18 protein-coding genes are annotated in these 23,889 nt (G+C 68.1%); 2 read left to right on the top strand and 16 right to left on the bottom strand.

From position 1 onward, the window contains the following. Positions 1-6: 6 nt before the first annotated feature. From G3580_RS03275 to G3580_RS03265, 3 genes are all read right to left on the bottom strand, one after another. Positions 7-759, bottom strand: coding sequence for a helix-turn-helix domain-containing protein (locus G3580_RS03275; RefSeq protein ID WP_173763906.1), 753 nt, complete (start codon positions 757-759; stop codon positions 7-9). A gap of 402 nt (positions 760-1,161) precedes the next feature. Beyond that, positions 1,162-2,409, bottom strand: coding sequence for a hybrid sensor histidine kinase/response regulator (locus tag G3580_RS03270; protein WP_173763905.1), 1,248 nt, complete (start codon positions 2,407-2,409; stop codon positions 1,162-1,164). Positions 2,410-2,463: 54 nt separating this feature from the next. After that, positions 2,464-3,264, bottom strand: coding sequence for an enoyl-CoA hydratase/isomerase family protein (locus G3580_RS03265; protein ID WP_173763904.1), 801 nt, complete (start codon positions 3,262-3,264; stop codon positions 2,464-2,466). 149 nt (positions 3,265-3,413) lie between these two features. Between G3580_RS03265 and G3580_RS03260 the strand changes: the two genes are divergently transcribed. Then, positions 3,414-3,995, top strand: coding sequence for a rhomboid family intramembrane serine protease (locus G3580_RS03260; RefSeq protein ID WP_217424593.1), 582 nt, complete (start codon positions 3,414-3,416; stop codon positions 3,993-3,995). A gap of 15 nt (positions 3,996-4,010) precedes the next feature. Here the strand turns inward: G3580_RS03260 and G3580_RS03255 are convergent, their stop codons facing one another. The 13 genes from G3580_RS03255 to G3580_RS03195 all read right to left on the bottom strand — a co-directional run bounded on the left by G3580_RS03255 (position 4,011) and on the right by G3580_RS03195 (position 23,006). Then, the gene (locus tag G3580_RS03255) at positions 4,011-4,457 is read right to left on the bottom strand and encodes a bacteriohemerythrin (protein WP_173763902.1); all 447 of its coding nucleotides are present in this window, start codon (positions 4,455-4,457) and stop codon (positions 4,011-4,013) included. Beyond that, positions 4,448-6,355 carry a putative bifunctional diguanylate cyclase/phosphodiesterase gene (locus tag G3580_RS03250; RefSeq protein WP_173763901.1) on the bottom strand — a complete coding sequence of 636 codons (1,908 nt, stop codon included), beginning with the start codon at positions 6,353-6,355 and terminating at the stop codon, positions 4,448-4,450. The genes G3580_RS03255 and G3580_RS03250 overlap by 10 nt, the downstream gene beginning before the upstream one ends. Positions 6,356-6,425: 70 nt before the next feature. Beyond that, entirely contained in the window at positions 6,426-9,731 is a 3,306-nt protein-coding gene (locus G3580_RS03245) for an EAL domain-containing protein (RefSeq protein WP_173763900.1), read from the bottom strand. A gap of 166 nt (positions 9,732-9,897) precedes the next feature. Then, positions 9,898-11,097, bottom strand: a complete 1,200-nt coding sequence (locus G3580_RS03240; RefSeq protein WP_173763899.1) for an acetyl-CoA C-acyltransferase — start codon at positions 11,095-11,097, stop codon at positions 9,898-9,900. Positions 11,098-11,117: 20 nt separating this feature from the next. Next, a complete protein-coding gene (locus tag G3580_RS03235; RefSeq protein WP_173763898.1) occupies positions 11,118-13,499 on the bottom strand; it encodes a 3-hydroxyacyl-CoA dehydrogenase/enoyl-CoA hydratase family protein in 2,382 nt (793 codons plus the stop codon). A 272-nt stretch (positions 13,500-13,771) separates the two neighbouring features. Then, complete coding sequence (locus G3580_RS03230) at positions 13,772-15,082, bottom strand: OmpP1/FadL family transporter (protein WP_173763897.1); 1,311 nt, start codon at positions 15,080-15,082, stop codon at positions 13,772-13,774. 65 nt (positions 15,083-15,147) lie between these two features. Beyond that, positions 15,148-15,549: an acyl-CoA thioesterase gene (locus G3580_RS03225; RefSeq protein ID WP_173763896.1), complete on the bottom strand. Its 402-nt coding sequence runs from the start codon at positions 15,547-15,549 to the stop codon at positions 15,148-15,150. A 24-nt stretch (positions 15,550-15,573) separates the two neighbouring features. After that, positions 15,574-17,523, bottom strand: coding sequence for a 3-hydroxyacyl-CoA dehydrogenase NAD-binding domain-containing protein (locus tag G3580_RS03220; protein WP_173763895.1), 1,950 nt, complete (start codon positions 17,521-17,523; stop codon positions 15,574-15,576). Continuing rightward, positions 17,520-17,684: a hypothetical protein gene (locus G3580_RS03215; protein WP_173763894.1), complete on the bottom strand. Its 165-nt coding sequence runs from the start codon at positions 17,682-17,684 to the stop codon at positions 17,520-17,522. Before G3580_RS03215 ends, G3580_RS03220 begins: the two co-directional genes overlap by 4 nt. Then, entirely contained in the window at positions 17,681-18,979 is a 1,299-nt protein-coding gene (locus G3580_RS03210) for an acetyl-CoA C-acetyltransferase (protein WP_173763893.1), read from the bottom strand. Before G3580_RS03210 ends, G3580_RS03215 begins: the two co-directional genes overlap by 4 nt. Then, positions 18,976-21,462 carry an acyl-CoA dehydrogenase gene (locus G3580_RS03205; RefSeq protein WP_173763892.1) on the bottom strand — a complete coding sequence of 829 codons (2,487 nt, stop codon included), beginning with the start codon at positions 21,460-21,462 and terminating at the stop codon, positions 18,976-18,978. Before G3580_RS03205 ends, G3580_RS03210 begins: the two co-directional genes overlap by 4 nt. A 57-nt stretch (positions 21,463-21,519) precedes the next feature. Beyond that, the gene (locus G3580_RS03200; RefSeq protein ID WP_173763891.1) at positions 21,520-22,212 is read right to left on the bottom strand and encodes a TetR/AcrR family transcriptional regulator; all 693 of its coding nucleotides are present in this window, start codon (positions 22,210-22,212) and stop codon (positions 21,520-21,522) included. Between the two features lie 269 nt (positions 22,213-22,481). Continuing rightward, complete coding sequence (locus tag G3580_RS03195; protein WP_173763890.1) at positions 22,482-23,006, bottom strand: Spy/CpxP family protein refolding chaperone; 525 nt, start codon at positions 23,004-23,006, stop codon at positions 22,482-22,484. A 190-nt stretch (positions 23,007-23,196) separates the two neighbouring features. On the opposite strand from G3580_RS03195, the gene G3580_RS03190 reads away from it, so the two are divergent. Further along, positions 23,197-23,886 (top strand): response regulator transcription factor, encoded by a 690-nt coding sequence (locus tag G3580_RS03190; RefSeq protein WP_173763889.1) that lies wholly within the window; start codon positions 23,197-23,199, stop codon positions 23,884-23,886. Positions 23,887-23,889 lie beyond the last annotated feature (3 nt).

Here is a 23,889-nt window from a genome sequence, read left to right as displayed (position 1 = left end):
TTGTGTTTATGCGTTGGCATCGGGATCGCGCTGGATCGCGCGCAGGGCGGGCATCGTCCATGAGCGCATGCCCACGACGATGGTGAAGGGCCGACGCTGCTCGGGTGGCAGCTTCTGGTCGGCCAGATGCTGGCTGGAGAAGTCCTGGCACACGCGCACCAAGCGGTCGCGGAAAGCGGTCGCCAGACCGCGCCCCACCTCGCCATGGACCAGGGTAAGCACTTCGGACTCACCGTCGAAGCCGCCGGAAAAGTAGTCACCCAGCACCTCGTCGCGGAAGAAGCGCATCACCGGCCCGTCCGGCAGCCAGCGAAAGCCCTTGGCCACCTTGAGGTGGTAGCGGTTGCCCGGGCGCAGGTCGATGATGCCGATCCGGTCCAGCCGGGCCAGGCAGTGGATGCATTCGGCCTCGGTCAGGGCGTAGGTGGCCACGATCTCCTCGACCGGCAGCTGACTCATGACGCAGATGGCCACCATCAGCAGAGACCGGTCGGCCACCACGGCCTCTTCCTGGGCGAGCGTCAGCCGCTGCAGCAGTGGCTGACTGTCGGCCACGACGCGGGCGAGGTCGGCGAAATCCAGCCCGAGCACGCCGCAGATGGCGTCGATGCGCGACAGGGGCAGATCCCCGGCGCGGGAGAACATGCGCTTGACGCTGGACTCGGCCAACCCGAGGCGGGTGGCGAGTGTCGCGTAGGTCAGGCCGGCCGACTTGAGCTCGGCCTTAAGGGCGGTAATGAGATCCGCAGAGGTCGTCATGGCGATCACCAGAGGGTGGGCATGACGAAGAGTCTATTGAATCAACCCCTGCACGTGAAATGAATTATCACCAGTATCGTATTTCGATACCCGCAGTGGCATTCCCCGATCCGCAACCCACCGCCGGCGGGGGCAACATCGGGGCCCACGGCACCGCCATGCGGATCGCGTGCACCGATTTGCCAATCGATGCTCATGTCATTATCATCGGGGTCGTTGCCATCACCATGGCAACACGATGTCATCAGACCCCGCATCACGGCCTGTCACCCGATGTGCCTCGCGCACATCGCGCCCGCGGGTGGTCTGCCTCCTGCCCCGCCTCCCCCTAACCCGGCGGGGTTCGGTGCGGCGCCTCCCGCCTGCACCTTGCGCGGCCCTGCGGGGCCGTTTTTTTTACGCTCAGTGCACCGCTCGAAGCGCGCCGTCTTCGGCTGCCGCCACCGGCAGGTGGAGCGACACGCGGACGATGCCCTCGGGCAGGTTCTCGATCTCGACGTGGCCATGACACAGATCCGCCACGCCGGACACGATCGCCAGTCCGACGCCCGCGTTCTGCCGCGCGGACGATGCCGGGTCGGTGCGACGAAAGGCGGCCACCGCGTCAAGGCACTCGAGCGGCACCGGATCACCGACGTTCTCCACCGCCACGGTGTAGACGCCGTCGGCCGTGGCGCGCCCGCAGACGGCCACGGGCATGCCCTTCACGGAAAATTTCATCGCGTTGGCCACCAGTTCGAACAAGGCCTGATGCAAGTGGCGCCCGTCGCAGGCCACGGTGGCCGCTTCCACCGCGATCTGGGCCGGCGTCGGCACCCGGGAGCCCGTCAGTGCCACGACCTGATCCACGGTCGCGCGCACCATCGCATCGTCGATCCGGGTCCGCCCCTGCCGGGCCACGGCGTGATCGCCCTGCAGATGACTCAAGGTGAGGAAACGGTGGGTCTGGTTCAGCAGTTGGCGTCCGGCGAGCACGAGTTCGCGACTGATCTCGGCGGTCAGTCCTGACGACAGCCCTTCCTCGGCCAGGGCCCCCATGAGCCCGCCATATCCGAGGATGATATTGAGCGGGTTGCGAAACTTGCTGGGCAGCACGCAGCCCAGCAGCTTGATCTGGCGCCCGTCGAGCCGGGCCATGGCGGTGTTGCGATCGCGGTGACGTTCCAGTTGGGTGTGCACGGCTTCCAGCATCGGCACCGGGTCGACCGGCTTGAACAGGAAATCCTCAGCACCGAGACGCATCGCCTGGCGCACGGCGGCACGGTCATCCGCACGTGCGAGCATGATGATCGGGGTCAGCGCCAGCCACGGATTGGCACGGAGACGCGCCAGCAGGGCAAAACCGTCCATCTCCGGCATGTCCACGTCGCAGAGGATGAGCTCGGGCAGGTGTTCTTCCGCCAGCACGCAACCCTGCCACACATCGTCCGCGCCCAGCACGGCGTGGCCGGCTTCGGTCAGACGAGGCGACACGAGCGCCTGGGTGGTTTGCGGATCGCCGACGACGAGAATCGTCGCCCGGTCGGCGCAAGGCGCTCCGGTGGCGTGATCCGACTGGGCAAGTGCGGCCATGGCGATCTCCTGGCGTACGGCATGTGGCAAAAAAGCGTTTGATTTATTTTTATCATTTTTGACTTTTTTAGCAAACAATGCGTGCACCAGCGCGACGAACGGCCGGCGCGAAGCGCGCGCCGGTCGCCCTACCTACCGCCCTTCGAAACGGGGTTTGCGCTTGTCGAGAAAGGCGCCCACCCCCTCGGCGAAATCCCGGGTGGCGGCACAGCGGGCGAAGGCTTCCGCCTCGCTTTGCAGCTGCGTCTCGAGCGGCATGTCGAAGCTGTCGTTCAGCAATCGCTTGATCTCCGCGTAGGCGTGCCGCGCCCCGGCTTGCAAGCGCTGCGCCAGGGCAAGCACGGCCGCGTCCAGCCCGTCGGCCGCCACCACCTGGCTCACCAGCCCCAGGCGCAGGGCCTCGGCGGCGTCGAAGCGGTCGGCGAGCAACAACAGCTCCATCGCCTTGCGGCGACCGAGCATACGCGGCAGGAAGTGGGACATGCCGCCATCGGCGGGCAGGCCGATGCCCGCGTAGGCACAGGTGAATTTGGCGTCGTCCGCGGCGATCGCCAGATCGCAGCCGAGCATGAGCGACAGGCCGAAACCGGCGCAGGCACCGCGCACCTTGGCGATCACCGGCTGATGCAGCGACTGGAGCACGGCCACCGTGGGGTTGATGTGATGCTCGATCATGGCGCGGAAGGTCGCCAGCCGCGCCGGCGCGCTCAGCTCGAGATGGCGGGCGAAGTCGTTGATGTCGCCGCCGGCCACGAAGTGGGCGCCGGCGCCTTCGATCACGAGGACCTGGATGCGCGCGTCCGCCTTGACCGCGCGCGCGGCCGCCGCCAGATCCTGCATCATCTCGACCGACAGCGCGTTGAGCGCGTCGGGCCGGTTCAGGGTCATCGTGGCAATGCCCGCGTCGACGCGCAGCAGTACGGTATCGGCCATCAGTGTGTCTCCTGTCGTGTTCCGGTGGGCACCTCCGGACCGATCCGCGTTTTGCGCCACGCGCCCGACCCGTGCCACACTCCCATTGTAGCGACACTATACGCCGGCGTATGGATGCCGCGTCCGATTCGTCTGCGAGGAACCCACCCATGCCACCGGTCACCCAGGGCCTGATCATCGTCACCGTGCTCGTGTTCATGTTGCAGCTGTCGGGCGCCGGCGCACTGCTCGATGCCTTCGCCCTGTGGCCCAGCGTGGGCAACGTGCTGACCGCCCCCTGGCAACTGGTCACCTACAGTTTCCTGCATGGCAGCATCGGTCACATCTTCTTCAACCTGTTCGCCGTGTACATGTTCGGCGCGCCCCTCGAGCAGGTGTTCGGCCCGAAGCGTTTCGCCCAGCTGTGGTTCGCGAGCGTGTTCAGCGGCGCCCTGATGCAGGTGCTGGTCGCGACCCTGACGGGCAACATGGTGCCGGTGATCGGCGCCTCCGCAGGGGTGTTCGGCCTGCTGCTCGGCTACGGCATGCTGTTTCCCAACCGTCGCCTGATGCTGCTGTTCCCGCCCATCCCCATGCCCGCGAAGGTGTTCGTGGTCGGCTACGGCGCGCTCGAGCTGTTTCTCGGCCTGACCGGCATGCAGGCGGGCGTGGCGCATTTCGCCCACCTGGGGGGGATGCTCGGTGCGTGGCTGATGCTGCGCCGCTTCACCGGGCGCCGCCGGCGCGGGTGATCGGCCGGTCGGCGCTCAGACCGGGTGGGCGTGAATGAAGCGCGCCAGCGCCTGGTCGATGCCGAGGATGTGCTCCCTGAGCCAGGTGCCGAGGAATGCGAGCAGGGCCTCCCGGTCCAGCTCGCCCGTGCTGGTGAAACGGTCGCGAAAGGCGACGATGCGGGCGGCGAACTCACGATGCTGGGCCACATGCGCGTCAGCCGTCTCGGGCTGGCGCGCGGCATAGTCGGCTGCCTGCATCATCGCCTCCTCGGCCTCGAAGTGATAGAGCGCGTAGGCGAGCAGGTCGCGCAGCAACTGGTCGATCGCCTCGTGCCGCACCTCGCCGCGCAACTTGGCCTGGGCCTCGTTGAGGGTGTCGATGAGAATGTGGTGCTGCTCGTCCATATCGGCGATGCCGGTCTCGAACCCGGCCTCCCAGACAATGGGTGCGCCATCCTGCGGTGAGCGTTCTAGATCCATCCGTTTGAGTCTCCTGAACCGATGCCGGTCCATGCGAATTGTCGGGTCAGCAGGGCCGGCACCTCGGCCGCGGCCACCGGCTTCGACACCGCGAACCCCTGTACCGCGGGGCAACCGGCCGCCGCCAGCAAGGGCAGATGCTCGGGGAAGCCCAGTTCCTTGGCCACCAGGTGCCGACCGGCCACTGCGGCCAGGTCGAGGTGCGCCCGAACCAGCGGCGGCAGCCCGCTCGCCCCCGGCCCCAGGCCCATCAGGCCCGGCGCGATCTTGATCTCGTCGAAAGTGCCGGTGACCATCGCATGGATCGAGTCGCTGCCAGCCACGACGCCGTCGAGCGCGACCCGGACCCCGAGCGCGTGACAGGCCGACAGGAGGGTACCGGACACCTCGGCGCCGTGCATGAGATTGGCGCTGTCGACCTCCACCGTGAGGGCCTGTGCCGGCAGGTCGCCGGCCAGGGCCGCGATCGCGTCGACCAGACGCGGCAGGTGCGACGCGTGGGCGAACAGATTGACGTGCAGCGCCGGTTCGCAGCCCCCGGTGCGCCATTGCGCCATGTCGGCGCGGGCGCACGCCAGCACGAACAGATCCACGTCGAGCGCCACGCGGCCATCGTTCACGAAGGGCAGAAACTCGGAGGCGGGCAGGACCCCCAGCACCGGATGCGCCCAGCGCAGCAGGGCCTCCACGGCCAGCACCCGCCCCGATCCCATCGACACGATCGGCTGGTAGTGCAGCGTCAGTTGCGCCTCGTTCATCGCCCGGGTGACCCGGTCGAGCAACTCCTCGCGCACCTTGGCGCGCCGCTCGAGGATGGCGTTGAAGAAGGCGATGCGGTTCTTGCCGGCGGCCTTGGCGCGATACATCGCCTCGTCCGCATCGCGCAGCAAGCGGTCGGCACCGAGCCCGTCGTTGGGATAGACCGCCACGCCGATGCTGGCGGTCACCCGGGCCTGATGCCCGTCGAGCGCCACCGGCTGGGCGATCGCGGTGAGCACCCGCATGAGGATGCCCTCGCATTCGGCCAGCGCGTCGAGATCGACGAGCAGCAGCACGAACTCGTCGCCACCGAGGCGCACCACGGTGTCCCCGGCCCGCAGCTGTGCCTTGATGCGCCGTGCGATCTGACGCAGCAGCTCGTCGCCGGCTTCGTGCCCGAAGCTGTCGTTGACCGCCTTGAAACCGTCCAAGTCGAGAAAGCACACCCCTAGCAGGGAGCCGGTTCGCTGGGCATGCGCCATCGCCAGGCGCTGGTGGTCCGCAAGCACCTGCCGGTTCGGCAGCCCGGTCAGCGCATCGCGGTGTGCCAACCGGTCGAGCGTGACCTTTTGTGCCAGCGCACCGGAGACATCGCGCACGATGACCAGCCGGACGGGTTCGCCATCCCAGGTCAGTGCGGTGGTCGCCACCTCGACGGGAAAGCGCAGCCCGCCGGCCTTGCGATGCCAGATCGTTCCGGCGGGGACGGCCTCGTCGCCCCCTTCGGGCGGCGCCGCGACCTGGAAGTCGGAGAAGCGGCGCCCCACCAGCGCCTGCTTGCCCGGTCCGTACAGCAGGCCGGCGGCCCGGTTGGCCTCGAGAATGCGCTCGTCGCCCTCGGCGATGACGAGCATGGCGTCGTTGCCGTGCTCGAACAGCGCCCGGTACCGGGCCGTCGCCTCGCGCCCACGGGTGCCGTGGAGCATCACCTTGCGCCAGAAGCGCCGCAGCACGCCGTACAGCAGGCCGGCGGTCACGAGGACGAAACCCACGCCCTTGACCCCGCTGATCCAGGTCGCCTCGGCCAGATCCGCCGCCACCCAGGCCACGATCTCGTCGGAGACGAGAATCCACAGCACCGCCACCAGTGCGTAGCCGGCCACGATCCGCCACACGAAGCCGGGCACGCGGGCGTTCATGGACACACCCGGTCATTCGGGCCGCGCCTGGCGGCCACGACGGGTGGCGCCATCGCCCGGTCCATGGCCGTTAGCCGGCCATCCGGGCTTCGTCGCCCGGGCCGTCGAACGCCACCCGCGCCGGCTGCGGGCGACCGAACAGGTAGCCCTGCAGCACATGACAGCCGCGCGCGGTCAGGTAGCTGCGCTGGGCCTCCGTCTCGACCCCCTCGGCCACCACTTCCATGCCCAGATCCCGGGCCAGTGACAGGGTCGCATCGGCGATGGCGCAATCCTCGGGGTCGTCGGGCAGGTCGCGCACGAAGGAGCGGTCGATCTTGAGCCGCTCGATGGGGAAGCGCTTGAGATAGGCCAGACTCGAGTAGCCGGTGCCGAAGTCGTCCAGCGCCAGGGTAAAGCCGATGCGGCGCAGCCGCTGCAGGCGCTCGACCATGTCGCCGCCGCCCTGCATGAGCGCGCTTTCGGTGATCTCCAGCTCGATGCGCGCGGGATCCGCGCCGGCGCCGGCGAGCAGCTGTTCGAGCTTCGCCACGAAGCCCTCGTGACGGAACTGGAGTGCCGAGATGTTGATCGCCAGCCGCGGCGTGTCTTCGCCATCCTCGCGCCAGCGCGCCTGCTGTGCGAACGCCGTGCGCAACACCCACTCGCCGATGGGCAGGATCAGCCCGGTCGCTTCGGCCACGGGGATGAATTCCGCCGGCGGCACCCGGCCGAGCACGCCGCTTTCCCAGCGCAGCAGGGCCTCGTAGCCGACGATGCGGCCGTCCGCACCGCTGACCTGCGGCTGGTAGTGCAGTTCGAACTCGTCGCGTTCGAGCGCGCGGCGCAGCGCACTGGACATGCGCAACTGATGCTGCGCGTGCAGATTCATCTCGTCGCGGAAGAACTGGTAGGCGTTGCGCCCCGCTTCCTTGGCGCTGTACATGGCCAGGTCCGCCTGCTTGAGCAGCACGTCGGCATCGGTCGCGTCCTGCGGATAGAGGGCGATGCCGATGCTGACCGAGACCGATAGTTCGTGATGGTCGATGGCGATGGGCTCGCGGAGCACCTCGGTCATCTTGTTGGCCACCACCGCCGCATCCTCGGCGCGTGGCAGGCGCGTGAGCATGGCCACGAACTCGTCGCCGCCCTGGCGCGCGAGCAGGTCGTCCTCGCGCAACACCGACTGCAGGCGCGAGGCGACCACCGCCAGCAGGCGATCGCCGATGGCGTGGCCGAGCGAATCATTGACGGTCTTGAACTGGTCCAGATCCAGGAACAGCACCGCGAACTGCTCCTGATGGCGACGCGCCGTCATCACCTGGGCACGCACACGCTCGATCCAGAACGCCCGGTTGGGCAGATGGGTGAGCGGGTCGAAGTGGGCCAGATACTGGATGTGGGCCTCGGCGGCACGCGCGTCGGTGACGTCGCGCACGGTGCCGCGGATCATCACGCCGCGCCCGGGCAGGCGCTCGCTCTCGAGATGGAAATGACCGATACGGTTGGCGTCGGTGCCGTCGGAGAAGCGGCAGTCCAGCTCCGCAAAGGCCGGCGCATCGTCCAGGCGCGCCAGCTCGACGATGAGGCTGGCCCGATCCTCCATCTGGAGGCGATCGAGAAAGGCGCCGAAGCTCAGGGTCGCCCCGGGCCGCAACCCGAGCATGCGCAGCATCTGGTCGGACCAATGCACCTGCTGGCGCTCCACGTCCAGCTCCCAGCTGCCCAGTTGCGCGAGCGCCTGGGCTCGTGCCAGCGCCGCCTGCCCGGCACGCAGCTGCTCTCCGCTGAGTTCCAGCTGCGCGGTGCGCTCGCGCACCAGCGCCTCGACCCGCTGGGTGTGACCGCTGGTCACCAGCAGGAAGGCGCCCAGCAGCGAGACCGCCAGCGGGTTGACGATCAGCATCGCCCAGGCCGCCCAGCCCCGGTGCTGGTTGGCATAGACCGGCGTCGCGACGATGCGCACATGCCACTTGCGCCCGGCAAAATCGAGCGGCGTCTGCCAGGCCAGCGCGCTGTCCGACAGGGCGGCCGTCTCGCAACCCTCGGTACCGTAAAGCGGGTAGCGACCAGCGTCATCCTCGTCAAAAAGGCAGACCCTCAGTTGCGTCTCGCCGCTTTCGGCGAGCACCCCGTCCACCTCGTCGCCCATCCGCAGGCCCACATAGACCATGCCGATGAGACTCTTTTGCGGATCATCGATGGTCGGATCGCGCACCACGTGATAGACGATCACGCCGCGTTGCGCACCGGTCTCCTGCTGCAGGCGGATCGGCCGGGTCGCGACCGGGCCGTCCAGCGCCATCGACCGGCGCAGGGCGGTATCCGCCGGGGCAAAACCGAGCGGGTCGAGCCCGACCACGGCCCGATTGCGCTCGAGGGGCGCCACCAGGGTGATCGGCAGATAGAAGGACGCCGGTTCCAGACTCTTCTCGTGGCCGGCCCGGTCGCGCTGGAAGACGCGGAAATCGGGGGTCACGTTCGCACGGGCCCAGGCGGTGAATTCATCGAGTTCACCGGGCTTGACCAAGGGCGCCCAGCCGACCACGTGCAGCCCCGGATAGCGCGCCAGCCACGGTGCCACCAAGCCCTGGAAGAAGCGTCCGTCGGCCCCCTGCTGGGCCTCGATGGTCTGGTGGGTCGCGTGGAGCGCGTCGAGCTGGTCGGTGAGGCGCGAGATCAGCAGCTGGGAGAGCGCACGCACATCGCGCTGGAAATCGTTCTGCAGCCGCTCGCTCTCCCAGCGCCCGATCTGGAAGATCATGATCGCCAGCATCAACAGGGCGAACAGCAGCGGCCACACGACCAGGTTGCGGCGACCGGTCCAGGCCGAACGCGGGAAGCGCACGATCGCCAGCACCAGGGGCAGGAACACCAGCACTCCGAGCGAATCGCCGGCCCACCAGTTGGCCCAGGAGAAGGCCACCTCGTCGCCCTGGATAACGCCGAAGGCCACCAGCGAGCTGACCGAGATGGTGGCATTGACCAGACAGGCTACCGGCCCGCCGAGCAGCAGCAGCCGGATCACCCCCTTGCCACTGCTCATGGACTGCTCGATGGTGGCGTGGCGCTCGATGAGTACACGGGCGACGACCGCCTGCACGCAGGCGCCGAGGCCGACGATCGAGGCATTGATCAGGCCGCCGAGTTCGAGCCCGACGGTGAGACTGGAGACGATGTTGGTGGCAAAGGAGCCGAGAAAGATGGCCGGCAAGGCCCGATAGCCGAACATCAGAACCGCCGCGACCGCGATCCCCGCGGGCGGATACAAGGGGGCGACGTAGCCCGGCGCGATGGCCATCTGCAGCGACAGCACCCCCAGCACGCCGTAGGACAGCGCGACGAGCAGCAGCTTCAGCGACAGCGGGTAGGCAGCAGGCGGGCGGGCTTGGATCATCGGGGCTCGGAGGGTCGCGTCAGCGCTCGTCGGGAGCGCGGTCATGGCTAACTTTCGTAATAACGGCGTCAAGTATGCCCGTCTTGAGCCGGTCCTTGAATGCACGCCGCCCGCCGGGAACAAAAAAGCCCGGCCGAAGCCGGGCTCGAATGCGCCACGCGGCGTCTCAGACGCGCTCGAAGAGCCCCGCCGCGCCCATGCCGGTACCGATGCACATGGTGACCATGCCGTACTTGAGGGCCGGGTCGCGCTGCATGGCGCTCATGACCGTGGCGGTGCGGATGGCGCCGGTCGCGCCCAGCGGATGCCCCAGCGCGATGGCCCCGCCGATCGGATTGACCCGGACCGGATCGAGCCCGAGCTGGTTCATGACCGCCAGCGACTGGGCCGCGAAGGCCTCGTTCAGCTCGATCCAGCCCACATCGTCCTGGGCGACGCCGGCCGCCTTGAGGGCACGCGGGATGGCCTCCACCGGGCCGATGCCCATCACCTCCGGCGGCACCCCGGCCACCGCGTAGCTGGCGAGACGGGCGATGGGGGTGACCCCATAGCGCTTCAGCGCCGCCTCGCTCATGAGCAGCACCGCGCCGGCGCCGTCGGACATCTGCGAGCTGTTGCCCGCCGTCACCGACCCCTTGGCGGCGAACACCGGCCGCAACTTGGCGAGCCGCTCGATCGAGGCGTCGGCACGCGGGCCCTCGTCGGTATCGCACACCTGCTCGAGCACGCGCACCGCGCCGCCCTCGCCGGGTACATGGGTGCGCACCGTACAGGGGCTGATCTCGGCGGTCAGCTGCCCGGCCTCGATCGCCGCCAGCGCCCGCTGGTGGGACTGCAGTGCAAAGGCGTCCTGCGCCTCGCGACCGATCTTCCATTGAGTGGCCACCCGCTCGGCGGTCAGGCCCATGCCGAAAGCGATGGCCCGGTGCGCGTCGTCGGCGAAGATCGCCGGGTTCATGCTCACCTTGTTGCCCATCATCTGCGGCATGGCGCTCATGGACTCGGTGCCGGCGGCGATCATCACGTCGGCCTCGCCCAGGCGGATGCGCGCCGCGGCATCGGCCACGGTCTGCACCCCCGAGGCGCAGAAGCGGTTGACGGTCATGCCCGGCACGCTCTGCGGCAGACCCGCGAGCAGCAGGCCGACGCGGGCCACGTTCATGCCCTGCTCGGCCTCCGGCATGGCGCAGCCGGCGATCACGTCGCCGATCTCGGTCTCGTCGAGGCCCGGCACCCGGTCGATCACGGCGCGCAGCACATGGGCGAGCATGTCGTCGGGGCGGACGTGGGCGAACATGCCGCCCTTCTTGCCCACCGGCGTGCGCGTGGCGGCGACGATGTAGGCATCCTGAATCTGTCTGGTCATGGTGATCTCCTTGTCGCCGCTCAGTTGCGCAGCGGCTTGCCGGTTTCGAGCATATGGACGATGCGCGCCTGGGTCGGCTCGCACTTGAGCAGGTCGACGAACAGCGCACGCTCCACGTCCAGAATCCATTGCTCGCTCACCTGTGCATTGGTCTCCACCTCGCCGCCGCACAGCGCGGTGGCCGCGGCCTTGGCGACCCGGTAGTCGTGCGCCGAGATGAAGCCGCCCTCGGCCATGTTCACCAGCATCATTTCGCAGGTGGCGATGCCGTTGCGCCCGGCCACCTTCACCGCCCGGCTCTCCACCGGCGGCCGGTAGCCCGCCTCGGCCATGCCGCGCGCCCGCCGGAGGGCGGCGTAAAGCAGCTCATGGGGGTTGAACAGCACATCGTCCGAGGCCTTCGCGAAGCCCAGCTGCACCGCCTCGAGCGCGCTCTTGGCCACGGTCGCCATGGCGATGGTCTGGAAGGCATTCTGGATGTACAGGAACACGTCGCCACCCGCCGCCCGCCGCGCCAGGGTGTGCGCCTGCAGGGCGAACTCCTTGCAGCCGCCGCCGGCCGGGATCAGGCCCACGCCGGCCTCGACCAGGCCGACGTAGCTCTCCAGCGCCATCACCCGATGCGCGGCATGCATGACGAACTCGCAACCGCCGCCCAGGGCCATGCCCTGCACCGCCGCCACCACCGGCACCTGGGCGTGCTTGAGGGTCATGGACGCGGCCTGGAACCGGGCGACCGTCCTTTCGAGCCGGTCGAACTGCCCCGCCTTGATGGCCTCGGTCACCTGCATGAGATTGGCGCCGACCGCGAACGGGGCGTCGTGCCAGATCACCAGGCCGTCCAGATCGCGCTCGGCGCGCGCCACCGCCTCGATGACGCCGTCCAGCACCTCCTCGCCGATGGCATGCATCTTCGAGGTGATGGAGAGGATGCCGATGCGCGCGTCCTGGTCCGGCCGCACCCACAGGCGCACCCCGGCGTTCTCCCACAGGGTCTGCCCGGCATCGGGGCGCGCCTCGCCGAGCACGGTCTCGGGAGAGAGCTGACGCCGGTAGACCGGCAGGTCCGAGCGCGGCTTGAGCGCGTTCTCCGCCGCCGAATACGAGCCTTCCGGCGCATGCACCGCGTCGCGCTCGAACACCCATGCCGGCAGCGGCGCGTCGGCCATGGCGTGGCCGGCCTCGATGTCCTCGCGGATGGCCTCGGCGGTGGCGCGCCAGCCGGCCGCCTGCCAGGTCTCGAACGGCCCCTGGCTCCAGCCGAAGCCCCAGCGCATGGCGAAGTCCACATCACGCGCGTTGTCGGCGATGTCGCCCAGGTGGCAGGCGCAGTAGTGGAACACGTCGCGGAAGATGGCCCACAGGAACTGGGCCTGCGGATGGGCGCAGGCGCGCAGCTCGAGGAATTTTTCCACCGGATCGCGCAGCGCGAGGATCTCGTCCACCTCGGGCGCGATGTGGCCACCGCTGGCGCGATAGTCCTGGTGCTCCAGGTCGAGCACGCTGATCTGCTTGCCCTGCTTGGTGTAGATGCCGGCCCGCGTCTTCTGCCCCAGCGCGCCCTGGTCGATCAGCGCCGTCAGCCACGCCGGCGCCTGGAAGAAGGCGTGCCAGGGATCGTCCGGCAGGGTCGCCTGCATGGTGTGGATCACGTGGGCCAGGGTGTCGAGGCCGACCACGTCGGCGGTGCGGTAGGTGGCGCTCTTGGGGCGGCCGATCTTCGGCCCGGTGAGCAGGTCCACCTCGTCGAAGCCGAGGCCGAGGCGCGCGGTGTGGTGCATCACCGCAAGCATGGAGAACACCCCCACGCGGTTGGCCACGAAGTTGGGCGTGTCCTTCGCGCGCACGATGCTCTTGCCCAGGCGCGTGGTCAGCCAGGTCTCGAGCTGATCGAGCATGGCCGGATCGGTGTGCGCGGTGGCGATCAATTCCACCAGCGCCATGTAGCGGGGCGGATTGAAGAAGTGGATGCCGCAGAAGCGGCCGCGCAAGGCCGCGGGCATGCCCTCGGCCAGCGCCGTGATCGACAGCCCCGAGGTGTTGGAGGCGAAGATCGCGTCCGGGCGCAGATGCGGCGCCACCTTTGCGTACAGGTCCAGCTTCCATTCCATCTTCTCGGCAATCGCCTCGATGACCAGATCGCACTCGCGCAGCTTCTCGAGGTCGTGTTCGTAGTTGGCCGCCTCGATCGCCTGCAAGGTTTCCTTCGTCGCCGCCGGGGCCGGCTGCAGCTTCCTGAGCCCCGCCAACGCCTTGTTGACGATCCCGTTCGCATCGCCCGCCTTCGCCGGCAAGTCAAACAGCACCACCGGCACATCGGCATTGGCGCAATGGGTCGCGATCTGCGCCCCCATCACGCCGGCACCGAGCACCGCCACCTTCCTTACGGTCATTCTGCTCACTGTGTTCTCCCGTTCAGGCCCACCGGCCGGCGCGACGTACCCGCCGGCCGGATCGCCATCGGCGCGGCCAGGCAACGTGCGGATCGGCTCAGGCCGTCCATCCACTCGCTTGGCGCACCAAAAAGCACTTTCGTACTATTTCTTGCTTAAACAAGGTCGATATCCGTGTGGATATCGACGCCTGCCATTCGTTCAGACCGATTGCGTCGGTACGCATCCGGGTCGTCGGCCACTGCGGACGGGCCGGCCCCTGCCGCCCCGTCCCTACCGGCTCAGAAGCCCATGGAGTACTGGGCGCCGAGGATCACCACGTCGGAGTCATAGGTGCCGGTCACACGCCCCCGGCCATCCGCCGCCTGATCGTTGTTGATATGGGTCTTGTCCACGAACAGGTATGCCAGGCCCAGGTCAAGGCGACTTTGCGGATTGACCTGCCACTGCGTCCCCACGGTGAGCCAGGTCCGATTCGCATCGGGCAGAGACACCAGGCGGCTCGCCTGATCCTTGACCGGCGTCTGATCGTACGCCACGCCGAACTTGAGCTTCCAGGCGTCATTCAGCTTGTAGTTCGCGCCCAGCGAGATGCGCCACGTATCACGAAAATTGGTCTCGAGCGTCTGCGCCGTACTGCCGGCAAGCGCGCCCGAAGTACGAACGATCTTGACCTCCTTGATGGAGCTCCAGCCGGTCCACGACAGGTCGCCGAGCATCTCCCAGTCGCTGCTGAGTTGCTGCGCTACGCTCAGGGTGAAGGTATCCGGAAGTTCCACATCGGCCTTGGCGTCACTGTTTGTCGTCAGCGGCGACAAACCGGCGAGCGGCCCCTCGAACTTCAGGCTGCCGTCGAGCTTGTGCTTGACGCTGGAACGATAGGCAAGCCCCAGCTTGGTGGTCGGCGAGAGTTTGAACAGGATGCCGGCGTTCCAGCCCCAGCTGTCGTCGTCGGCATCGAGCTTGACCTTGGTATTGGCGAGACCCGCCGCAGCGAACGGCGGGGAAAGAACCGTCGCCATGCGCGCGTACTCCGCTTCCATCCGCTGCCAGTTCAGGCCCAGGCCGACGGAAATCATGTCATTGACCTTGAACGCCAGGGATGGATTGACGTTCATCGTCTTGATTTCGAATTTCAACGCCTGCGCCCGCCCGATCCAGTCGTCGTCATACTCCGTCTTGAGGCCAAACGGTGCGCTGAATCCGATACCGGCATACAGACGATCGGTCAGCGCCCACGACAGATACGCATTGGGCACCGCACTCCAGTCCCCGGCATCGCCCGACATCCCGCCACTGGCCGGCACTGTGACCGGTGAATAGAGAAAGACACTGTCGGTGTTGGAAAAATCGAACGACGGCCGAACGAAATCCACCCCCACCGAGAACTCGCGCGCCTGCAGCTCGGTCATGCCCGCCGGGTTGAAGAAGATGGTACTGGCGTCCTCCGCCACCGCCGCCGTGCCCGCAAAGGCGTTGCCCAACCCGCTGGCGTTCTGCTCCAGCAGCTGGAAGCCGGCGGCGGACGCCTGGGTGCCCGCCATGGCCAGCACAGCGGCCGATACGAGGCGGGTGATGTGTCGTGTTTGCATGGATGTCTCCTCAATGGAATCGAATGCGGGTGGCCCCCCGCTTGCTGCTCCTGGCCGCAAGCCATTCATGGCTGCGGTGGAATCTCTCGTTTGACGCCTTCCTGACCGACCGCAACATAGGTCAGCCGGGCCTCGGTCACCTTGACCACGATCGGGTTTTCCGGATGCCGTTCGGCATACACCTCCACGTCCACGACCACGGAGGTGCGGCCGACCGATGCGACTTCGGCGTAAAAACTCACCAGATCGCCCACCGAGATGGGCTGTTTGAACTGAAACGAATTGACCGCCACCGTCGCCACCCGGCCGCGCGCCCGGCGCATGGCGGGAATGGCGCCGGCAATGTCCACCTGGGCCATGATCCAGCCACCGAACACATCCCCCTGCGGGTTCAGATCGGCGGGCATGGGCATGACCCGCAGGACGGGGTCGCGGTCAGTGGGCAGGGCGGCAATGTGGTCGGTCATGAAGGCATCCTGAGCAAAGACATGTCATGCGCTCTGCGCGTGAGCCGCGTCGTCGCGCTGTTGAAGGTAATGCAGCGGACCGCCGCGAAACGGGGCGAAGCCCGTACCGAATATTACGCCAGCATCGGCCAGATCCGCATCCGCCACCACCCCGGAATCGACGCATCGCGCGGCGGCCTGCAGCAGCGGTTCGATGATCCGGTCGGCCAGCCCGGCCGGAGCCTCGGCGGCCTTCGCCTTCTGCGCCTTGCCGTCCTTCCACGCATAGAAACCTTGGCCGGACTTGCGCCCCAGCTTGCCGGCCTGGACGCGCGATACCAGCGCCCGCGGCGGCTCGGACTCGCCCCCGGTCAGCGCCTTGCCGGCGGCCAGGGCGATATCGAGCCCGACCGTGTCGACCAGCTCGACCGGCCCCATCGGCATGCCGAAGGCCACCAGCGCCTGGTCGATCGTCTCCGGCGCGAGGCCCTCGTCGACACAACGCAGGGCTTCGAGCATGTAGGGCCCGAGCACGGCATTGACAAGAAAGCCCGGCGCGCTCTTGACGGGCAGCGGCAGCTTGTCGATGCGGCGCACGAACCCGGCGGCGCGCCGGACCTGCTCCGGGTCCGACTGCGGGCCGTCGACCACCTCCACCAGGGGCAGCATGGCCACCGGGTTGAAGAAATGGATGCCCACCAGCCGGGACGGGTCTTTCAGGGCGCTGGCGATGTCCTCGACACGCAGGCTGGAGGTGTTGGTCGCCAGCACCGCCTCGGGTTTCGCCCGCCGCTCCAGAGCGGCGAACAGGGTCCGCTTGACCTCGAGGTCTTCGAAGATCGCCTCGATGACCACATCGGCCCGGGCCACGCCGTGGCCCTCCGGGTCGGGCAACAGCCGGTCCAGGGTGAAGCGCACACGGGTCCGATCGCCGCGGAATTTCTTCGTATAGAGCGTCTGCGCCCGGGCGATGGCGGGGGCGATGCGCTCGACGCTCTGGTCCTGCAGCGTCACCTGCATGCCGCGCAGCGCGCACCAGGCGGCGATGTCGCCGCCCATGACGCCGGCGCCGACCACGTGCACATGACGGGGCGCGAAGTCGCTGTCCTTGCCGAGGCGCTTGAGGCGCTCCTGCAGGAAGAACACGCGTACAAGGTTCTTGGCGGTGGGCGAGCGGAAGATCGCCTCCAGCGAGGCCGCATCGCCCGCCGGCACCGCAAGCGCGTTGCCGCCATGCTTCGCCCAGATGTCGATGATCGCGTAGGGCGCCGGATAGTGCTCGGGCCGCGCCTTGCGGATCACCTGCCGGCGCGCCTGGGCGGCAACGAGCGTCTTGAGCGGCCCGTTCAGGAGGCGCTGCCACCACGGCAGCCGGCGCGGCGGCGCGCCCGAGGTCACCAGGGTGCGCGCGGCCTTGTCCATCACCCGTGGCGGCACGGCGGCGTCGACCAGGCCGATGCGCCGGGCGCGCCGGGCATCCAGGCCCTTGCCGGTGAGCATCATGTCGAGCGCGGCGGAGGGGCCGGCGACCTCGGGCAGCCGCTTCATGCCGCCCCAGCCGGGCACGATGCCGAGCATCACTTCGGGGAGCGCCAGGCGCGTGCCGGGCTCATCGACGGCGATGCGGTAGCGGCATGCCAGCGACAGCTCGAGCCCGCCCCCCATGCAGTGGCCGCGAATGAGCGCCAGGGTCGGATAGGGTACCTGCGCGAGGCGGTTGAAGATGTCCCAGCCGCGCCCGACCAGTGCCCGTGCGGCGGCGGCCGAGTCGATGCGGGTGAACTCTTCGATGTCGGCCCCGGCGATGAAGCCGGCGCGCTTCGCGGAGCGGATCACCAGCGCCCGCGGCGGCTGCGCCGAGAGTGCGGAGAGCACCCGGTCGAACTCGTGCAGCGCCGGGGTGGACAGGGTGTTGGTGGCGCTGTCCGCGGTATCGAAATCGAGCCAGGCGACATCGTCTTCGTCACGCGTGAGTCGCCAGTGGGTATCGGTCATTCGCTCTTCCCTTCGCTGGCCGCCAACGCCGGGCCGCCCGCCACGGTCGGTTGGCCGTCGCCCCGGATCATGGGGATACGGTCGGCGCAGGCCTTGGCCACATGCAGGGGGGCGTGACCGCCGCCTGCGCCAACCGTAAGCGGTACGGTGTCGCGCCTCATGCGCTCACCGTCTCGACGAGCATGGCACCGCCCTGCCCGCCGCCAATGCAGATCGACGCCATGCCGCGCTGTTTGCCCTCGCGGCGCAGCGCCGCGAGCAGATGCAGAACGATGCGCGCGCCGCTGGCGCCGACCGGATGCCCCTGGGCGATGGCACCGCCATCCACGTTCAGCCGCGCCGCATCGAGCGTGCCCAGCGCGGCGTCGAGCCCGAGTGCGTCACGGCAGTAATCATCGTCTTCCCAGGCGCGCAGGCAGGCGATCACCTGAGCGGCGAAAGCTTCGTTGATTTCCCACAGGTCGAGATCGTTGAGCCCGAGACCGTGGCGCTGCAGGATGGGCGTGGCCGCGTGCACCGGCCCCAGACCCATCTGATCGGGCGCCAACCCTGCCCACTGGCTGTCCACCAGACGGCCGATGGGCGTCAGGCCGTGACGCTCGACCGCCGCCTCGGAGGCGAGCACCAGCCACGCGGCGCCATCGGTGATCTGGGAGCTGTTGCCCGCGGTCACCCGGCCGTAGTTCTTGTCGAAGAAGGGGCGCAGCTTGGCCAGGTTGGCCGCGGTGGAGTCGGCGCGCACGCCGTCATCCCTGTCGAACACGGTGCCTTCCGCCCCCACCAGCGGGACGATCTCGCCGAAATGCCCGGCCGCTTGCGCCGCCAGGACCTTCTCGTGGCTGCGTGCCGCGAACGCATCCATGGCCTCGCGGGTGATGCCGAACTTCCACGCCAGGTTCTCCGCGGTCTGCCCCATGAGCTGGCCACAGATCGGGTCGGTGAGCCCCTTGACGATGCCGATCACCGGCGCCAGGTGGCCGAGCCGGAACTTGCGCAGCATCGCCACGCGCTGACCGAACGATTTGGCCGCGTACCAGCCGGACAGCCAGCGCACCATCGCCTCGGAGAACAGCAGCGGCGCCCGGGAGAGCGCATCGACCCCACCAGCCAGCACCAGATCGGCACGGCCGGCCTGGATGTTGACCATGGCCGAATCGAGCGCCTGCATGCCGCTGGCGCAGTTGCGCATCACCGTCCAGCCCGGCACCTTGTCGCCGCAGCCCATGCGCAGCGCCACCACCCGGCCGATGTTCACCTCCTCCGGCGCCGGACTGGCGCAGCCGAGAATGACCTCGTCGAGCGCATCGGGCGCGAAGGGCTGGCGCATGAGCAGCGCCGCGCCGGTCATCGTCGCCAGATCCGAGGCCGCGAACGGCCCCGGCGTGTTGCGCGACTTGAGGAACGGGGAGCGCGCCCCGTCGACGATATAGACCGGGGGGCTTGCCTTGCGCCTCATGCCGCCTCGCGCCGCAGTTGCTGGTCGTCGTCGGAGATCTCGTCCAGCGCCGCGCGCAGGCCGAAATCGTAGGGGAAGTCGTCGACCCGGATGACCTTGTCGCGCAACACCCCCTTGCGCCGAAGCAGCGCCAACTCCTCGTCGGACACGATGCCGGCCTCGTGGGCCCGCACATAGAGCGCGTCGACCCCGCCGCCGACCAGCAGGCCGGGTTCGAAGTCGCCGCTGCGCACCGCCTGCTTCACCCGCGCCTCGATCGGTTCGGCCTCGATCGTGGCCACCAGCGCCTGCTCGAGCACGCCGACCGGATCTTCCACGTCGTCGGGGGCGTACGCGTCGGCGATCAGGCGCTCCCGGGTCGGCGAGGGCTCGATCAGCAGCCGTGCCACCTCGTGGCCGAGCCGGTCGCTGGGCACCACGTAGGGCCGCCCGAGGGGGAACACCACGATCCGCCGCAGCACGAAGGCGAACAGCTTGTTGGGGAAGTTGGCGATGGTGCCCTCGAAGGCGTTCTGCGCCTTGAACATGGCGTCCCACACCGCCCAGTGCATCAGCGGCGCATCGGCCGCATGACGCCCTTCGGCCTCGTAGCGCTTGAGGGTGGCCGACACCAGGTACATGGCCGAGAGGATGTCCCCCAGACGCGCGGAGAGCTTTTCCTTGCGCTTGAGCGCGCCGCCCATGGTGCCCATGGAGATGTCGGAGAGGAAGGCAAAGGCGGCCGAATAGCGCGTCAGTTGCTGATAGTAGCGCTTGGTTTCCGGCGCCACGTCGGCCGGCACCTTCACGAAGTGCGAACCGGTCAGGCCCATCACCAGGGCCCGGGCGGCGTTCTGGATCGTGTGACCGACATGCCCCCAGAGCGCGGCGTCGAAGGCCGCCAGGTCGTTCTCCTGGGCCGAGTGCATTTCCTTGAGCACATAGGGATGGCAACGGATCGCGCCCTGGCCGAACAGGATCAGACTGCGGGTGAGAATGTTCGCGCCTTCGACCGTGATGCCCACCGGGATCTGCTCGTAGGCACGGCCGAGGAAGTTCTGCGGCCCCAGGCAGATGCCCTTGCCGCCGATCACGTCCATGCCGTCGTTGACGGTCTGCCGGGCGCGCTCGGTGATGTGGTACTTGACGATGGCGGAGACCACCGAGGGCTTGGCGCCCTGGTCGATGGCGCCGGCGGTGAAGATGCGCGCCGCGTCGGACAGATAGGTGTTCGCACCGATGCGGGTGAGCGCCTCTTCGACCCCTTCGAACCGGCCGATGGCGGTCTTGAACTGATAGCGCACCCGCGCATAGGCCCCCACCGCCCGTGCGGTGAGCTTCTGCATGCCGGTGTTGGAACCGGGCAGCGAGATCGAGCGCCCGGCGGCGAGACACTCCATGAGCATGCGCCAGCCCTGCCCCGCCATCGCCGGGCCGCCGATGATGAACTCCAGCGGCATGAACACGTCCTCGCCACGGATCGGCCCGTTCATCCACACCGCGTTGAGCGGGAAGTGGCGGCGGCCGATGTCCACGCCCGGATGATTCCACGGCACCAGCGCGCAGGTGATGCCGATGTCCTCGGTGTCGCCGAGCAGGTGATCGGGATCGAACAGGCGGAAGGCCAGGCCGAAGACGGTACACACCGGTGCGAGCGTGATATAGCGCTTGTCGAAGCTGACCCGCATGCCGAGCACTTCGCGACCCTGCCACTGGCCCTTGCAGATCACGCCGGCGTCGGGGATCGAGGCGGCATCCGAGCCGGCCCACGGGCTGGTGAGCGCGAAGGCCGGAATCTCCTTGCCGGCCGCCAGCCGCGGCAGATAGTGATTCTTCTGCTCGTCGGTGCCGTAGTGCAGCAGCAGCTCCGCCGGCCCGAGCGAGTTGGGCACCATCACGGTCACCGCTGCCGCCGAGGAACGGGTCGACAGCTTGGTCACCACCTGGGAGTGGGCATAGGCCGAGAAGCCCTTGCCGCCGTATTCCTTGGGGATGATCATGCCGAGAAAGCCCTCGGACTTGATGTAGTTCCACACCGCGATGGGCAGATCCTGGCGCAGGCTGCAGTCCCATTCATCGGTCAGGCGGCACAGCTCCGCGGTCTGCACGTCGAGGAAGCGTTGTTCTTCGTCATTCAACGACGGCCACGGATAGGCACGCATCTTGTCCCAGTCGGGTCGCCCGGAGAACAGATCGCCCTCCCACCACACGGTCCCGGCCTCGAGGGCGTCCTTCTCGGTCTGGGACATGGACGGCAGGGCCTTGCGGAAGGCCTTGAGAATGGGCGCGGTGACGTAGGCCTTGCGGACCGAATCGATCAGGAACAGCGCGAATCCGGCCACCGCCAGCGCCATCACCAGGAGCGTCGCCCCGGTCGGCCAGGCACCGACCCAGGCCAGTCCCGCCAGCCAGGCGACACTCGCCACGGCCCAGGCAAAAAGGGGCGCTCGCCCGTAGGCGAGCGCGGTTGCCAAGAGAGGGAGGGCCAAAAAAAACCAGATCATGCAGGTGTCTCCTCGTCGATCGGCCGGGGTGCTCTCGCGGCGCCCTCGGCCAGGGGGTCAGGCGGCGTTTCGCCGGGCGCTGTCGTCCATGGCCTGCAAGCCAGGCAATGGCGCACGCAGGCCGCCGAGCAGGAAGGACATCAGGCGGGGCGCCAGCCGCGCCGGGTCCTTGTCGTCGAAATCGCCGGTGAACAGGCGCAGCGCGTCGGTGCCGGCAATGGCGTAGGACATGGCGCCCATCATGAAATGGAAGCGCCACAGGATTTCCTCGCGGGGCACATCGGGCAACGCGTCGTAGAGCGCACCCATGAAGCGGTCCACCACCTCGGCATATTCTTCGGCGAGAAACTGGCGCACGAAGGCGTTGGGTTCGGTGTAGGTGCGCCCGAGCAGACGCATGAAGGTGGCGCCACCACCCTCGGTGTCCGCCGCCATGTCCAGCGACACCCCGAAAAAGGCCTCGACGATGCGACTGGGTTTGAGCGGTTTGCCCTCGGCGGCCCTTTCGGCCATCTCGAGGGCGGCCAGGCGGCGACGGTTCAGGTCGGTCAAGCGTCGTCGGAACACTTCCTGGATCAGAGCATCCTTGCTGCCGAAGTGGTAATTGACCGCCGCCAGATTCACATTGGCCTGGCCGGTGATCATGCGCATCGAGGTCGCCTCGAAACCGTGCGTCGTAAATAGGGATTCGGCCGCATCGAGAATGCGTGCACGTGTCTCCGGCCCCTGCTTGTGGTTTGTCTCACTCATTGGGATCACGCTCGCTGTTGTTCTGGTTGTCAGTTTTTCAGACATCGGGCGCACAGAATCTCGTTCAAACGTTCGTTTGAATCATACGTTCCGCTAACGCGATGTCAACTGTTTTCTAGGCAGGCGCCAGAGAAAGATCAATGAGCACTGCAACATACGCGAGCCGGGATGCGGCACGGATCGCCGCTCCCCGTCTCCGGGGACGCCCGGGAGACAATAAGAAAGGGCGCGACGAATCGCGCCCTTTCGCTCATCGGACAAACGTCGCCTCAGCCGTCGATGCCACCCGGCATGAAGCGCGGCCCCATGCCACGACGCGCCTGGCGCGCGCTCATCTGCTGTTGCAGCTGCTCGCGCTGCTCGGCGGTCAGCAGCTGGTAGATCTCGTGCTGGTTGCGCAGCCGCAGCTGGGCCATGCGGCTCATGGCGGCGGCACGCTGCTCAGTCAGCGCCTTCACCTTGGCCTCGTCGTAGGCATCCTGCTGCATCATCCCGCGCAGGGCCTGGCTGGCGCTGCGGACGGTCTTCATTTCCTCATGCATTTGGGGCGCGAGGGCGTGGCGCAGTTCGAAGATCTTGTCACGCTGCGCCTCGCTCAGATCCAGCGTGCGCAGCAGGCCGCCACCGTGATGGCCGCCCTGCCCCCAGGCCATCGCCATGCGCTGGCCGTGCGACCCGCAGCCGCCGAAGCCGCTGTCGCCGCCTCCCGGCCGGGCCTGCGCCACGAAGGGCACCGCGAGGGCGATGCTGCTGGCCGCCAGAAAGGCGCCGATGATCTTGGTTCGCTTGTTCATTGCATCTCTCCTGTCTTCATATCCGGATCGGACAGGCCGGGTGTCGGGCCCTTGCCTGTTGGATGCAGTGTGCGCGGGCGCCGGGTTAAGGGTCGTCAGACCCGCGTAAATTGAGGTAAAGCCGGGTAAATCCGCTCATGACGCCGACAGCGGGTCGTATCATGTGCCCGTGCATTCAGGAGAACCGATCATGACCCGAGTCCTGCTGGTCGACGACGACGTCGAACTGTCCGGCATGCTCAGCGAGTACCTCACGCAGGAAGGTTTCGAGACCCATGCCGTGCATGACGGCGAGGCGGGCGTGGCCGCCGCGTTGTCGGGTGACTACGACATCGCTGTACTCGACGTGATGATGCCGGTCCTCAACGGGGTCGAGGCCCTGCGCCGGATCCGCCAGCACAGCAGCCTGCCGGTCCTGATGCTCACCGCCCGTGGCGACGACATCGACCGCGTCGTCGGCCTCGAACTGGGCGCGGACGACTATGTGCCCAAACCGTGCACACCGCGCGAACTGGTGGCGCGCCTGCGCGCCATCCTGCGGCGCATGGCCGCGCCGCCGCCCGCCGAAGCGCAACCGGACGCCCTCCAGGAGGGGCCGCTGACCCTGTGGCCCGCCAAACGCAGCGCCGATTGGCAGGGCGAGCCCCTGGCGCTGACGAGCACCGAATTCTCCTTGCTCGAAGCGCTGGTGCGCGAAGCGGGGCATGTGGTGAGCAAGGCCGACCTGTCGGAAAAGGCGCTCGGCCGCCCACTGGCCCGGTTCGACCGCAGCATCGACGTCCATGTGAGCAGCATCCGCCAGAAGCTCGGCCCACGGCGGGATGGCCAGTCGTGGATCCAGACCGTGCGCGGTCAGGGCTATCAGTTCGTACGCGAGTAGGTC

Origin of the sequence: Nitrogeniibacter mangrovi, assembly GCF_010983895.1 — a bacterium.
GTDB lineage: Bacteria > Pseudomonadota > Gammaproteobacteria > Burkholderiales > Rhodocyclaceae > Nitrogeniibacter > Nitrogeniibacter mangrovi.
Note: the sequence above shows the minus strand (reverse complement) of the source record. Positions and strands in the feature narration are given on the sequence as shown.